10 protein-coding genes, 1 pseudogene and 1 other annotated feature are annotated in these 14938 nt (G+C 43.2%); of the genes and pseudogenes, 10 read left to right on the plus strand and 1 reads right to left on the minus strand.

All coding sequences use genetic code 11. The annotated features are described in order from the left end of the window. The first annotated feature begins 42 nt into the window (after positions 1–42). The 10 genes and pseudogenes from FZC79_RS19090 to FZC79_RS19140 all read left to right on the plus strand — a co-directional run bounded on the left by FZC79_RS19090 (position 43) and on the right by FZC79_RS19140 (position 13079). The gene (locus tag FZC79_RS19090) at positions 43–582 is read left to right on the plus strand and encodes a CBO0543 family protein (RefSeq protein ID WP_252183396.1); all 540 of its coding nucleotides are present in this window, start codon (positions 43–45) and stop codon (positions 580–582) included. 159 nt (positions 583–741) lie between these two features. Then, positions 742–954: a binding site (T-box leader), on the plus strand. 192 nt (positions 955–1146) lie between these two features. Further along, positions 1147–2394, plus strand: a complete 1248-nt coding sequence (tyrS, locus tag FZC79_RS19095) for a tyrosine--tRNA ligase (protein WP_148948334.1) — start codon at positions 1147–1149, stop codon at positions 2392–2394. A 119-nt stretch (positions 2395–2513) separates the two neighbouring features. After that, the gene (locus FZC79_RS19100) at positions 2514–2714 is read left to right on the plus strand and encodes a cold-shock protein (protein WP_148941401.1); all 201 of its coding nucleotides are present in this window, start codon (positions 2514–2516) and stop codon (positions 2712–2714) included. 767 nt (positions 2715–3481) lie between these two features. After that, positions 3482–4027, plus strand: coding sequence for a GNAT family N-acetyltransferase (locus tag FZC79_RS19110; protein ID WP_148948336.1), 546 nt, complete (start codon positions 3482–3484; stop codon positions 4025–4027). Positions 4028–4081: 54 nt separating this feature from the next. Further along, positions 4082–5002, plus strand: a complete 921-nt coding sequence (locus FZC79_RS19115) for a DUF1002 domain-containing protein (protein ID WP_148948337.1) — start codon at positions 4082–4084, stop codon at positions 5000–5002. A gap of 1054 nt (positions 5003–6056) precedes the next feature. After that, positions 6057–8432: a putative bifunctional diguanylate cyclase/phosphodiesterase gene (locus FZC79_RS19120; RefSeq protein WP_148948338.1), complete on the plus strand. Its 2376-nt coding sequence runs from the start codon at positions 6057–6059 to the stop codon at positions 8430–8432. Between the two features lie 118 nt (positions 8433–8550). Further along, the gene (locus FZC79_RS19125; RefSeq protein WP_252183397.1) at positions 8551–9315 is read left to right on the plus strand and encodes a (S)-benzoin forming benzil reductase; all 765 of its coding nucleotides are present in this window, start codon (positions 8551–8553) and stop codon (positions 9313–9315) included. A gap of 145 nt (positions 9316–9460) precedes the next feature. Next, entirely contained in the window at positions 9461–10051 is a 591-nt protein-coding gene (locus FZC79_RS19130) for a hypothetical protein (RefSeq protein ID WP_148948340.1), read from the plus strand. 13 nt (positions 10052–10064) lie between these two features. Next, the gene (locus tag FZC79_RS19135) at positions 10065–11087 is read left to right on the plus strand and encodes an NAD-dependent epimerase/dehydratase family protein (RefSeq protein WP_187442890.1); all 1023 of its coding nucleotides are present in this window, start codon (positions 10065–10067) and stop codon (positions 11085–11087) included. Between the two features lie 1096 nt (positions 11088–12183). Beyond that, positions 12184–13079, plus strand: a pseudogene (locus FZC79_RS19140) (3-hydroxyacyl-CoA dehydrogenase). A gap of 159 nt (positions 13080–13238) precedes the next feature. Here FZC79_RS19140 and cls read toward each other — a convergent pair. Further along, a complete protein-coding gene (cls, locus tag FZC79_RS19145) occupies positions 13239–14687 on the minus strand; it encodes a cardiolipin synthase (RefSeq protein ID WP_148948342.1) in 1449 nt (482 codons plus the stop codon). Positions 14688–14938 lie beyond the last annotated feature (251 nt).

Here is a 14938-nt window from a genome sequence, read left to right on the forward strand (position 1 = left end):
ATAGTAGTTCTGTAGTTATAAAAAGCCTGCTAAAGAGAGAGAATGGAACTAAAACGGGAGAATGAAAACATGTATTTGCTCCTTGTTGTGCTTGTTTATATCATTTTTGCAAAGGTTTTTGTGGATTGGAAACGCTGGCAGGATTATTATCCGACCGTACAATATTATCTTATCTGCAACCTCGCTTATAATTTTGTTTTCTACAATCATACATTGTGGAAATATAAGGCCGTTACAGTAGATTGGCTGAACCATACCCTGATTGAACTGACATTTTCTTTTTTTATACTGCCAATTGTCATCATGATCTATTTACGCTATTACCCACAAGGAAAAAAGTCATATGTATATGTCTTGATCTGGATCATCTATTTTACTTTTCTGGAATTCCTGTTTTACAAAAGAGGATTGTTTATATACGAAAATGGATGGAGTGTAGGCTGGTCTCTTGTTTTTAACATCATTATGTTTGTGATGCTTCGGATGCACTATAAAAATAAGCTGCTTGCTTTAATAGTCTCCATCCCCATCATTGCGGTCTTGCTAATGTTCTTTCATCCGTCTCTTGGAGATATGAAATAGAAGGTGTCTGCATGTCTTATTTTTCCCTTCCTGTATTTCTCGTCTTATTATTGGGAACCTATTTCTTGATGGGTCTTTACTTAAAAAGACGCAAAGACAAGATGAAATAAAAACTTCTTGTATTTCAGTGGAAGATTCGTTACAATATTTCTAATTTAAAATTCAGCGTTGACAGGAATAAGTAGCAGCTCATCTCCCTATCTCAGAGAACCGGTGGAGGGTGAAAACCGGTATATAGTTGAATGTGAATTACCTCCTCGAGCTTTCTTTGTGAAATTTCAGTAGCAAAGGACGGTGGATCCGTTATTTCTTTGAGTGGAAGAGCGATCTTCAACGAGGGTGGTACCGCGTGCAATAAACCACGTCCCTTTTTTGGGACGTGGTTTTTTTATGTTTTTAAACTGTTCTTTTTTAGGGGTATTGCTGCAATAAAGGAAAGGGATTTCCGGCTGGTCCAACAGGAGAGTGCCCTGCTCGTGATGCAGTGAACGTGCTTAATGAGAGCTATGTTCGCACAGCGAAACCGACCGCAATTTAAAAAGTTTTAAAAGGAGGAGAACAAGGATGGCAGATTGGATGAAAGACCTGAATGAAGACCAGTTAAATGAAGTAGAGAGGCAATTCGACATCTATGCCGGCGGAACGCAGGAAGTCATTCCGGAAGCCGAACTCAAGCAAAAGATCGCAAAATCGATCAAGACCAATACACCATTGAAAATTAAGCTTGGGCTCGACCCATCTGCTCCTGATGTCCATATAGGGCACACGGTTGTGTTGAATAAAATGAGACAATTCCAGGAGAATGGGCATATTGTTCAGTTGATCATCGGAGATTTCACTGGGAAAATCGGTGATCCTACCGGCAAGTCGGCAGCTAGGAAGCAGTTGACAGATGAAGAGGTGAAGCACAATGCCCAAACCTACTTTGAGCAGTTCGGGAAAGTGCTGGATAAAGAGAAAGTGGAATTGTTTTATAACTCAAAGTGGCTGAAGAATTTGAACTTGGAAGATGTCATCCACCTGGCTGGGAGCATCACTGTCGCAAGGCTCCTTGAACGGAATGATTTTTCCGAAAGACTATCAACGGGAAAACCGATTTCCCTGCATGAATTCTTCTACCCCCTTATGCAGGGCTACGATTCCGTCGTCCTTGAAAGTGATGTTGAACTCGGTGGTACCGACCAGCATTTTAATGTGCTCATGGGCAGGGGCCTGCAGGAGCATTATGGTAAAGAAAAACAAGTCGCTATGATGCTTCCGCTGCTGGAGGGCCTTGATGGCAAGGAGAAAATGTCCAAGTCGAAACACAACTACATTGGGATCGACGAAGAACCTAAAGAAATGTTTGGAAAGACAATGTCCATTCCGGATGAACTGATGATAAAGTACTTTGAACTTGCTACTGATCTGACGGTGGAAGAAAAAAATCAGATCAGGGAAGGTTTGGAGGCTGGCGGCCTGCACCCTCGTGATGCAAAAATGCTTTTGGGCAGCACGCTTGTAAGAATGTTTCATGGAGAGGAAGTGGCTGAAAAAGCTCAAGAGCAGTTCAAGGCGATCTTCCAAAAAGGGGCTGTGCCGGGTGATATCCCTGTTGTTCAGTGGAAAAAGAGCAGGACTGTACCGGTTATTGAGCTTCTTGTTGATTTGAAAATGCTCGCTTCGAAAAGTGAAGCCCGCCGAATGATTGCTAACGGAGGAGTGAAAATCAGCGGCAGCAAAGTGGAAGATCCGGCCCTCGAGGTATCCCTTACAGATGGTTTGATTATCGGTGTAGGAAAACGTAAATTTATTAAAATTCAAGTGAGTTAAAAATTTTTTTAAAAAAATATGGGAAATGATGTTTAAGGCGGATTCTGCTGGGTATAATAAATTAAGTAAAATACTATAACGAAATTTTTGTTTTGTTAGACATTAGGAGGAAACGAAAAATGGAACAAGGTAAAGTAAAATGGTTCAACAGTGAAAAAGGTTTTGGATTCATCGAGCGCGAAGGTGGAGACGATGTATTCGTACACTTCTCAGCAATTCAAGGTGAAGGGTACAAATCATTAGACGAAGGCCAAGAAGTAACTTTCGATATCGAAGAAGGCCAACGCGGTCCTCAAGCGACAAACGTTCAAAAAGCCTAATATGAGTCAATTGATAAAACAAGTTCCCGGTTCCGGGGACTTGTTTTTTTGTTGTTTGCCAGGAAGTTATGAAATTATCGCTGTGGACGTATCAAAAGCGAAAGCGCCCTGGTCAGCCCCGACAGGCAAATGTTCCTCAGAGAAAAAAGGCGCTCTTTCCTTTTATTCTCTGAGGGTTATTTGACCCCGAGGGGGTGGGCGCTGAAGCTGGACGTATCAAAAGCGAAAGCGCCCTGGTCAGCCCGGACAGGCAAACATTCCTCAGAGAAAAAAAGGGGGTTTTTCCTTATATTCAGTTGAGGTTATTTGACCCCGAGGGGGTGGGCGCTGAAGCTGGACGTATCAAAAGCGAAAGCGCCCTGGTCAGCCCCGACAGGCAAATGTTCCTCAGAGAAAAAAGGCGCTCTTTCCTTTTATTCTCTGAGGGTTATTTGACCCCGAGGGGGTGGGCGCTGAAGCTGGACGTATCAAAAGCGAAAGTGCCCTGGTCAGCCCCGACAGGCAAATGTTCCTCAGAGAAAAAAGGCGCTCTTTCCTTTTATTCTCTGAGGGTTATTTGACCCCGAGGGGGTGGGCGCTGAAGCTGGACGTATCAAAAGCGAAAGCGCCCTGGTCAGTCCCGACAGGCAAATGTTCCTCAGAGAAAAAAGGGGGTTTTTCCTTTTATTCAGTTGAGGTTATTTGACCCCGGGGCTGGACGTAAATAACACACTTAGTGTCAGTCGTATCCAGATGGGGTAATAAATGGGCAAAAAGGCGGTGCCAGGATGATTGAACTACAGTATTTTACGGAAGAGGATTTTGAGCAGTTAATAGGATGGTTCGGTTGCAAAAAAGAATATATTCAGTGGGGCGGCGGGGGATTTGGTTATCCGCTTACCAGGGAGAACCTTTATTCCCATATCGATAAGGCCAATCAAGAGAATAGTGAAAAGCTTATCTATAAAGTGGTTGAGAAATCTTCTGGAAAAGCCGTCGGGCATATTTCTTTGGAGAGCATCGATACGAAGAACAATTCGGCGAGAGTCTGCCGAGTGCTCGTCGGGGACAACTCCATGCGGGGCAAGGGCGTTGGGGAAACTATGATGAAAGAAATACTGATGGTTGCATTTGAGGAACTCAATCTCCATCGGGTCAGCCTGGGTGTTTATGATTTCAACCATTCGGCCATTAAATGCTACGAGAAGGCGGGCTTCCAAAAAGAAGGGCTGAAACGCGATGTCCAAAGGTATGAAGACGAGTACTGGAACCTTTGGGAGATGAGTATTCTGGAGGATGAATGGAAGAAAAAAGTAGACATATTATTAGAGTAAAGTGATATGATGTTCCTGTAAGCTATCTTTTAAGGAAAAAGGAGAACTATCTGAATGATGAAGCAATGGAGTAAGATCGCTTTAATTCTTGCAGTCTTTTTTGGTCTATTCGCGAGCAGTACAGTCATGGCAGCAGATAATGAAACAAACAAAGAGAGTATAAATGAAAAGTTCGGTCTTCCCATCGTTGTATTGGGAGAGTCACTATCTGAAGCACAAAGAGAAGAAGTCAGGAAAGCCCTCGAAGTGGACGACCCTGAAATGGTAGAGGAAATTACAGTTACAGGCGAAGACCTGGCGCGTTACATCCAAGGCGAAGACAGAAATGCGAGGATGTTTTCTTCAGCTAAAATCACGAGAAAAGAGAAAGGCGAAGGCCTTATCATAGAAAGAGCGACCCCTGGCAATATCACTGAAGTAACAGATGAAATGTACGCCAACGCCTTATTGACGGCTGGAGTTGAAGATGCGACGGTCGTCGTGGCATCCCCAGTCAAGGTGAGCGGCCACTCGGCCCTTACAGGTATCTATAAAGCTTATGAAGTCAGCGGGGAGAAGCTGGATACAGTCAGAATGGAAGTCGCCAATGAAGAATTGGGAATTGCCACTGAACTGGCAAAAGAAGAAGGAATGGACCAGGAAAAGGTCAGTGAACTTCTGACAGAAATCAAAAAACAAATTGCCGAGCAAAATCCTGCGACAAAAGAAGATGTTGAACGGATTGTGAGCGAGCAGTTGCAGAAGCTTAATATCGAATTGAGCCCCGAAGACCGCCAGCTGCTTATCGACTTATTCGACAAGATGAGAAACCTTGATATCAATTTCGACAACGTCAAAGGACAGCTCGAAGATATCTCGAATGATATCAAAAAAAGGCTTGATGAAGTGGTCGGTGAAGAAGGAAAAGGCTTCTTGCAGGGCATACTCGATTTCTTCCGTAATTTATTTCAATCAATAGCAGATTTATTTAAGTAAACATTGTAAAAGGTTCCTGGGCATGTAAAAGCCAGGAACCTTTTTTGTGTCCAGCGGCACGGTCTGAGTACATATCTCCACTCGAAAACTGCTGCATATGTATCCAGCGCCGTTGCTTGGCTACATATCTTCACTCGAAAATCACCACATATGTACCCAGCGTCGCAGCCTGAGCACATATCTCCCCTCGAAACCAGTCACTCATGTACCCAGCGCCGCGTTCTGAGTACATATCTCTCCTTAAAACCGGCCACTCATGTACCCAGCGTCGCAGCCTGAGTACATATCTTCCCTCAAAACCAGTCACTCATGTACCCAGCGCCGCGTTCTGAATACATATCTCCTCTCAAAAACCACCACCCATGTACCCAGCGGAGCGTTCTGAGTACATATCTCCCCTCAAAACCCTCCACTCATGTACCCAGCGTCGCAGCCTGAGTACATATCTCCCCTCAAAACCAGTCACTCATGTACCCAGCGCCGGGTTCTGAGTACATACCTCTCCTCAAAACCAGTCACTCATGTACCCAGCGGCGTTGCCTGAGTACATATCTACACTCAAAACCCACCACTCATGTACCCAGCGCTGGGTTCTGAGTACATATCTCCCCTCAAAACCAGTCACTCATGTACCCAGCGCCGCGTTCTGAGTACATATCTCCTCTCAAAACCCACCACTCCTGTACCCAGCGCCGCGTTCTGAGTACATATCTCCTCTCAAAAACCACCACCCATGTATCCGGAATCTCCAAAACCAGGAGATAAGGTCTTCCACTCGGGTCCCAGCAACACAAAAGGGAGCTCCTCATGTACTAAACGATTTGTGGATTTCTCGGTTGCGGGTGCGCACCCTAAGCCTGAATTGAAGTACATTAGCGCTGCTTTTAACAGAGTTCTGTATCCGAATCACTTATAGATGTTGAAGGTCACTCTCATATGAATGAGACCTAAATGAATATGAATAAAGCTACCAATGCAGTTTAAAATAATTTAAAATAAAGTTAAGCCTATATACCTATAAAACTCATATATTTTAAAAACAGGAGGCGAAATTTTGTTATCTAGCTATGGAATTCAGCTGCCTTATGTTCTCTGGAGTATCCTCTTCTCCATTATTAATGGTTTTTTGATGATTCAGTCGGCACAGAAAGAATCCCTTACCAATAGGGTTATCCGTTCGGATGCAATCAAAGCCGTCATTATTGGAACGACCTTTTTTCTAACTAATCTATTCGTTGTCCTGGCATTGGATCTGCCTTTTGAAAGCACACCATTCCTCATCTACATAGTTACTTTTTTACTAAGCTGCATATTCGGTACTTATTTCGTCCTAAAACTGGCGGTTAATAAAAGATTGGACATGGGAAGGTACGTGCTTGGCGGCCTGGGATTGACACTGGTCATATTAGCTTCTGACTACACTGCAGTGTTGATCTTATTTTTTCCCTTATTGGAAGTTAAGCCTGTCCTGCTTCTGATGACCTTCATTTTAACATTGGCGATCTCCTTCTATTCTCTCAGGTTCCTTCTGCAGATCACCAGGGAAACGGAGAAGGTGGACACGAATTTTTGGGTCATCATAGGATCATTTGCCACGGGTATCGCCCTTGCAGGAATCCCCTATCTGACAGCCATGTCCGTATTGCCTGTCATCAATGAAGAAAACCCCGAATTGCATCTATCCATGCTGCCGTATGCACTGGAAATTGTAATGGTGTGGCTGCTGTCAATCGTGCCCGATTTGTTCGGTGAACAGCGTAATCAGGAAAATATCTCGAAGGTCGAGGTGAGTGAACAGCATTTTCAATCCCTCTTTAACCATAACCCTGATGCGGTCATATCTTTTGATCTGAATGGCCGATTTATGACTGCCAACCTTGCTGCAGAACAAGTTACAGGGTATGGACGGGAGGAACTTCTCACTATGTCGATAAAGGATATAGTTGCCCCGGTTCATTTATCGCAAACACTGAAGCGATTTGAAATGACAAAAGAGGGCATGCCCCAGCAAACAGAAATCAGCATTATCAAAAAAGATAAAACCCAGCGAATTGTCAATATTACCGGAGTGCCGATAGAGTCAGGTCATGGAATCAATGGGGTATATACGATTACCAAGGATATTACAGAAAATAAAAAGCAGTCTAATACTATCGAATATCTTTTCCACTACGATGATTATACCGGATTGCCGAATAGAAGGAAGTTCATCTCCGAGGTGGAGGATTTTGTCAGGGAACAGGTGCCGTTTGCCATTTACAGCCTTGATTACAGCAGATTAAGGACCATCAGAGACGTTTTCGGTTTTCAGGTCGGTGATCAGATACTGAAAGAGTTGTCCCTGAGACTGACGACTGTGCTGCCAAATGAAAGTATTGTATCTAGGTTTGGTGGGGATGAAATTTACTGCCTTGTCCCAACTCGAAATCAGGATATCCAGCCTGTACTCACACAACTTCAAGCCATCCTCGGAACTCCGTTTTTTGTCGAGGGACATGAAATTTTTATGGAAATGAAAGCGGGCATCTCGATATATCCGGAGAATGGGGAAGATCCCGAACTGCTGATCAAGTGTGCAGACACGGCCAGGGCTTCCATTTCCGATAACTCTTTTCATAACTTTGCTGTTTATAAAAATATTAATCTGGATACCAGCAATATCGAAAAAATCATTATTGAAAATGAATTGAAGCGGGCAATTGAACAAGACGAACTAACCCTGTACTATCAGCCGAAGGTCAATTCTTCTGCTATGGAGCTGGTCGGTTTCGAAGCACTTGTGAGATGGAATCACCCTGTAAAAGGATTGGTTTCTCCGGGATTATTCATTCCAGCTGCCGAGCAAACCAACCTCATCGTGAAGCTGGAGGACTGGGTCGTTAGGGAGGCATGCAGACAACTTCAATATTGGCAGTCGACCCAGCTGAAAGAACTTCCGGTATCAGTCAATATTTCACAGCGTTCGTTTGCCAACCCAGCCTTTTTGAACAATCTCCAGAATGCCATGGCAGCTCATACTGTCGCAGCTTCACTTCTTGAAATTGAAATCACAGAGAGTATGACGATGTTCAATGAGAAGGAGACTATTAAGAAATTGAATCAGTTAAAGGAACTGGGCATCAGAATCAGCCTTGATGATTTTGGAACAGGGTACAGTTCACTCAGCTATCTGGACAAACTGCCGATCGATATTATTAAGATCGATAAGTCATTTATTGATGACCTTACTGCAGACCAATCGGCGATGGTCTCCACCATTCTCTCGATTGCCCTGCATAACGGGCTGGGGGTAATCGCCGAGGGGGTGGAGATGAAAGAACAAGTATCCTTGCTGCACAGTCTTGGCTGTGACAATATACAAGGCTATTATTTCAGCCGTCCGCTTCCTCCGGAGGAAGTAGAGGCAAAGTATATAAAAAAGGCAGTATAGTTGGCTGATGACAAGGAGATTCTCCTGCTGCTTCATCAGGGACCGGTTATCCTCCTTCAGCTCCAAGGCCCATCGCTTTATCAGCACAGCCGAATTATATATACTCAGGAAAAAAGGAGTGATCGTCTTGGCTTATGCAATTATCACAGGTGCTTCAAAAGGACTTGGGGCAGCAGCAGCGAAACAGCTGCTCTCAGAGGGCTTGAAAGTCATATCGGTTTCACGTTCGGAGAATGTAGACTTAAAGGAAATAGATCAGAAGGGAAGTGGAGAATACACCCATTACTCTTGTGATCTGGGCAGCCCATCTGAAGTAAAGTCAGTTTTCACTAAAATTGCCGGAATGGTTTTTCAGGAACGCGGGGAAGAGGTCTATCTCATCAATAACGCCGGAATGGTGGATCCCATTGAAACTGCTGGAAACCTGGACGTAGAGAAAACAGAGACACATGTAAATGTAAACCTGCTCTCACCAATGATCATCAGCAATTTGTTTCTTAATAAAGCTGATACATCAGATGCACGGCTGGTGATTGCCAATATCTCTTCTGGTGCAGGCAGCCGTCCGGTCCATGGATGGAGTATCTATTGCAGCACCAAAGCAGCAATCAACATGTTCACCCAGACGACAGCACTGGAATTGGATAATAGGAAAAGTCATCACAGGGTATTTGCCTTCAGCCCGGGAATCATGGATACCGACATGCAGTCAACCATCCGTTCCTCGTCCAAGTCAGCTTTTAACGATATCGAAACTTTCAAGAATTATAAAGAGGAAGGAAAGCTTCGTGACGCAGAAACAGTGGCGGGAGCTCTGGTGAACGTACTAAAGAGCGATGAAATCGAAAACGGGAAAATCTATCAGATCAACGATCTTTTATAAAGAACCGAAAAGCTGGCATTCAAGCCGGCTTTTTGTTTTGAATTTTATTCAGAAGCAGGGTGGAGTCGAATTTTAAAAAAGGAATTAAGGCACCCCGTCTCTAATAGTATAGTAGAAATGATGAAGAGTAATAGGGGGATAATCAATGAAAAGGCCTGCTGTTTTACTCACATTATTAATAGTAGTTCTGCTTAGTGCTTGTTCAGAAAAAACCAGCAGTAATATTTCAATCAAGCCGTACACTTTAAGTGAGGAAGAGCAAAATCTTATCAGTAAAACAGGAGTGGATGCCATTCTATTTTTTAAATTAGACGGTAAACTGGCAGAAGAAGAGGATCTTCAGTTTGCCATGGAAATCTACAAGGATGGTGTATTAACAGAAGATCAGGTTTATATAAAAGGGCAGGTTGAAAAAGAATTCAACGAAGACCTGATATCCTTTGGATTTAACCGTCAAGAGAACGAACTTTTCTTTTTGAACGGAATGGTCAATGGTTTGTTAGAAAATTTACATGATGTCGAGGGAATAGATTCAGCATCATTCACTTCCTTTATCAATGATGAAAGGAAGCTGGCTAAAGATGAAGCCGTCTATCTTGTATCGTGGGTTGGATCTAAAGGAAATGAGCTGGAGGGACTCTCCATCAATGAGGATGGGTCATTATCTGATGATGTAAAAACAGCAGATGCAGCTTTTGTATTTAAGGTGATGCTGACAGATTATGAGAAAGAGTAGAGGAGGAGAAGCGATGAAGATCTTATTACTGGGGGGAACGTCATTCTTAGGGAAGCATATAGCTCAATCGGCGCTTTCTAAAGGCCACGAATTGACGCTGTTCAATCGGGGAAAAACCAATCCGCATTTGTTTCCGGAAGCTGAGAAGTTAATAGGGGACCGTGAGAGCGGTGACTTAAGGGCGCTGGAAAAGGGTGAATGGGATGTGGTCATAGATACATCGGGGTATACGCCTGGAAAAGTGGAAAAGACTGCGTCCTTGTTAAAGGAACGAGTAAGCAGATACATATTCATTTCATCCATTTCCGTTTATAAGAGTTTTCAGAGTGGTGAAGCCCGGGAAGAAGATGAAACGGGCAGTCTGGACAACCCGGACACCGAAGAAGTAAATGGGGAAACTTATGGCCCCTTAAAAGCCTTATGTGAGGAAAGACTGGAGAAAATCCTTCCCGGGAAGGTTCTTACCATAAGACCGGGATTAATTGTCGGACCTGATGATACAACGGACCGGTTCACCTACTGGGTGAAAAGATTTTCTGAAGGCGGCGAAGTCCTTGTTCCCGGAAGTAAAGAACGTGTTATTCAATGGATCGATGTGCGTGACCTTTCCCAGTGGATCATTCTCATGGCGGAGGACGGTGAAACGGGCACTTATAACGTGACGGGACCAAAGCAGGGATACAGCATGAAGGAATTCGTTGAGGACCTGACCCTTATAGCTCCTTCAGGCACAGAAGCTGCGTGGGTCGAGGACACATTTCTAGTGGAGAGAGACATCACGCCGTTTACACAGCTTCCATTGTGGATTCCGGTCAATGAGCAATATCCGGATGGTTTTATTTTGGCTGATTATTCACGTTCCTTGAATAAAGGACTCGTTCTCAGGCATCCAAGGGAAACGATTGAAGATACACTTGCTTGGTTCAAAGCATACGGATCAGACGATTTGAAGGCGGGGTTGGCAAAAGAGGTGGAGGCCTCTCTTCTGCAAAGCCGGGCTATTGTTGACCAACCACGAAATGATATACAAAAATAATATAACCGCAGTCCTTTTTGGGTAACCCGTTCGGTTGTCAGGGAGAAAAACGCAATTCACAAATAAAATAGAATGCTTTTTAGCATATCCTTTAACATGAAAAATAGCAGCCCAAATGGTGAAACTTTTGGGCTGTTTTTTTCTGTTGTGAGGAAGTGTTTTTCCAGAGAATATATAATGGATCCTGCCGTGATAATATAGTTTATGATAAACTAGTGTTATCAGAATTTTCCATTCGCATTAGGACTGTTGTTCAATTAAAGGGCAGATTTACTGAAGAATTTTATAGTTTTGGTACATTTGGTCCCCGTTGAAAAGGTGGTTTTAATGAAGTTTAAATTTGATAAATTATATCTTCTATTTCTCCCTTTGTTTTTATTTTTCTTTGTAATGTTCTATATTGAAGTGTCGCTATATTCCCTTTTACCTCCAGAAGAAGGCGGAATGAGCTTTTGGCTTGAATTACAGTATGTATGGTATCGTTCTGTATGGTTTTACGCAATGATTGTGACTATTTTTTTCTGGTGTTTTTTAGGTTTTTTAAATTTCATAAGAAAAGGCTAGATAAGGTCCATCTATTACCAATTAACAGGTAAGGGGCGTATTAAGTAACCTTTCTTCAAATTGCTTGTTCAACAAACGTGGGCTTTAATTAAATAACAAAGGATCATCCAACCTGGATGGTCCTATTTTTTTCTTCAGTATTACTTTCAACATTGGAATTAACACCCCTTTTAGCAGTAGTGAATAAATTTATTCACTACTGCTAAAAGGGGTGTTAAAACATATGCTAATTTGTATGTTAAAACGCTCTTTTTCCGTTATAAACGTTGTCATATCAATAAAAAATGGAGGTGCGAATTAGCATGCTAGTTCCACCTCCAATAGCAGTGTTATTTTATGTTTTCTCCCGCTCAACCGAACGGGTTATTTTTGGGGCTGTGGTTCTTTTTAGTTTTGTATGATAAAAAGCCCTGTATTGAAAGCGTTTTACTTCATTATATTACCATTATAGGAGTATAATAAAACTTATGATTTACCATCACCCTAATGTGGTAATAAATATCCAAGGGTGAATTTTGAAAGGAGAGGTACTATGAACTACAAAAACATTACGGTTGCCGGAAGCGGAGTACTGGGAAGCCAGATTGCATTCCAGACAGCCTTTCACGGATTCAATGTATCGGTTTATGACATCAGTGATGAAGCACTTGAGAAGGCGAAGGATCGTGTCACGAACCTGAAGCCGCGTTATCAGGAAGACTTAGGGGCTTCTCAAGAAGAAGTAGATGCGCATTTAATAGAATGTCATTCTATTCTGATTTGGAAAAAGCAGTAGAAGACGCAGATCTTGTAATCGAAGCGGTACCAGAAGTGGTGAAGATCAAAACGGAATTTTATGAGAAGCTGGGCAGTGCGGCTCCGGCAAAAACGATCTTTGCCACCAACTCTTCCACTCTGCTGCCGAGCCAATTCGCTGAGGCGACAGGGCGCCCGGAAAAATTTCTTGCTCTGCACTTCGCCAATGAAATTTGGACAAACAACACAGCTGAAGTCATGGGACATCCAGGAACAGAGAAGAACGTTTTTGAAGACTTGCTGAAATTTGCCGAGGCCATCGGTATGGTTGCACTGCCCCTATACAAAGAACAGCCTGGTTATATCTTGAATTCCCTGCTGGTTCCTTTCCTTGAGGCAGGCCAGATGCTGCTCGTCAATGATGTATCCGATGCTCACACCATCGATAAAACATGGATGATTGCTACAGGTGCACCAAAAGGTCCATTTGCGATATTGGATATTGTCGGAATCACTACAGCTTACAATATCTCAAATGCGAAAGCCGAAGCAACAGGCTCACCGGAGTTTGCCAAATTGGCATCCATGCTGAAAACGGAATTTATTGATAAAGGAAAATTGGGCAGAGAAACTGGAGAAGGATTTTACACGTACCCTAACCCGGCGTATGAAGATCCTGATTTCCTAAAGTAATAGAATACCTGAACTAATGAAGAAGGCAGCTTCCCGAAGCTGCCTTCTCTATATATACTCACTTTAATGCTTTACCGTGTTGAGAGGGACTGTCCCTTTCAGTACGGTAAAGGAGTAAAGCGCACAAAAGGCAGCTATTGTAAGCTGCCTTTTGATCTATTATAGGATGGGAGATAAGAGCCTCGAAATCGATTCCTTAAAACGGATCCACAGGTGCCTCTTAGAATACTCTTCTATAGTCAGTTCCCTTGATTGATGAATGTCTTTTAAGAAAACATTTCCAAGTTCATTAGACAATTCAACATCATAAATGAACGCATTCACCTCAAAGTTCAAGCGGAAGCTACGCACATCGATATTGGCTGTTCCGACCGAAGAGGTTTTACTGTCCACGACAATCGTTTTAGCGTGGATGAAGCCATTATCATAGATGTAAATCCGTGCTCCGGCTTTCAGCATCTCCCCAATATAGGAAAACGTTGCCCAATAGACAAACATATGGTCAGGCTTATTCGGAATCATGATTCTGACATCAATTCCGGAAAGGGCAGCAATTCTGAGGGCATCGAGCAGGCTGGTATCAGGAATAAAATAAGGTGTCTGGATGTAAATGGATTCTTTTGCCGAAGACACCATCCGAATATATCCATTCTTGATTTGTTCCCATTCCGAATCAGGTCCGCTCGTGACAATCTGAACTCCGGCATTTCCTCGAAATTTCGCTTCGGGGAAGTACCGGTGCTCCAAGTCAATATCCCTCGAATCGGAGGCCTGGTTCCAATCCAGGATGAACCTGGTCTGCATAGCCAGTACTGCACTCCCCTCAATTCTCAGGTGAGTGTCCCGCCAATACCCAAATCGCGGATTCAGCCCAAGGTATTCATCGCCCACGTTAAAGCCGCCGACGTAGCCGGTGACACCATCAATGATCACAAGTTTACGGTGATTCCGATAATTCAGCCGGGGGTTGATATAGGGAATGCGTGAAGGGAAGAAAACTTCGACTTCCCCGCCTGCTTTAATCAGGTCACGGAAGAATCTTTTGTTCAGTGTCCTTGATCCCATCTCGTCATATAGAACCCTGACTTTTACCCCCTCCCTTGCTTTTTCCGTAAGAGCACTCAGGATCCTTTTACCAAGGGCATCTCTTCGTAATATGTAGTATTGAAAGTGAATATGGTTTCGCGCAGCTTCAATATCTTTCAGCAGTGAATCAAATTTATCCTCTCCGTGGGTGAAAACCTTGATCTCGTTATCTTGTGTCAGGACTGCCTCGTTGTTGATCAGGTGCATATAAATCAATTCTTTGTTGTTACTCACTGTACTGTCCCTGAAAGAAAAGTGATCACTCTTGATCTCTTCAACCTGCCTGGCAATCAGTTCCTCTATCCCGATTTTTTGAATGTCATCCCATTGAAATAACCTTTTCCGCGTGAGGTTCTGTCCAAAAATCAGATACATGATGAACCCAAGCACCGGGATGAAAAGCAAGACCATCAGCCAAGCCCAGGTTGCCCCGGCATCACGCCTTTCCAGAAAAACGACGACAGAGGCAAAAGCAATATTCAAAACCACAAGGACCGTAAGAAAAACACTAAGGATATCCATAGAAATTCCCCTCTGAATAAATAAGATAAAGTGCAGTAAGATATTTCTGTATGTTAATCATTTTATCATAACCGCACTACTTATTCCGTTACCTTCCAAAGTGAATTTCCGTTTAAGGCTTGTATAAATTTCTTCCTGTCCCTTGTCAACCGGCATCTAACATACATTATCCTTTTCCCTCATATGATTGTAACAGCAGTCCAAACCGGCTGCTTTTGCATCATTCATCATTTATAAATGGGAGGGAAGGA

The sequence above is a fragment of the Rossellomorea vietnamensis genome (assembly GCF_008180615.1).
Taxonomy (GTDB): domain Bacteria; phylum Bacillota; class Bacilli; order Bacillales; family Bacillaceae_B; genus Rossellomorea; species Rossellomorea vietnamensis_D.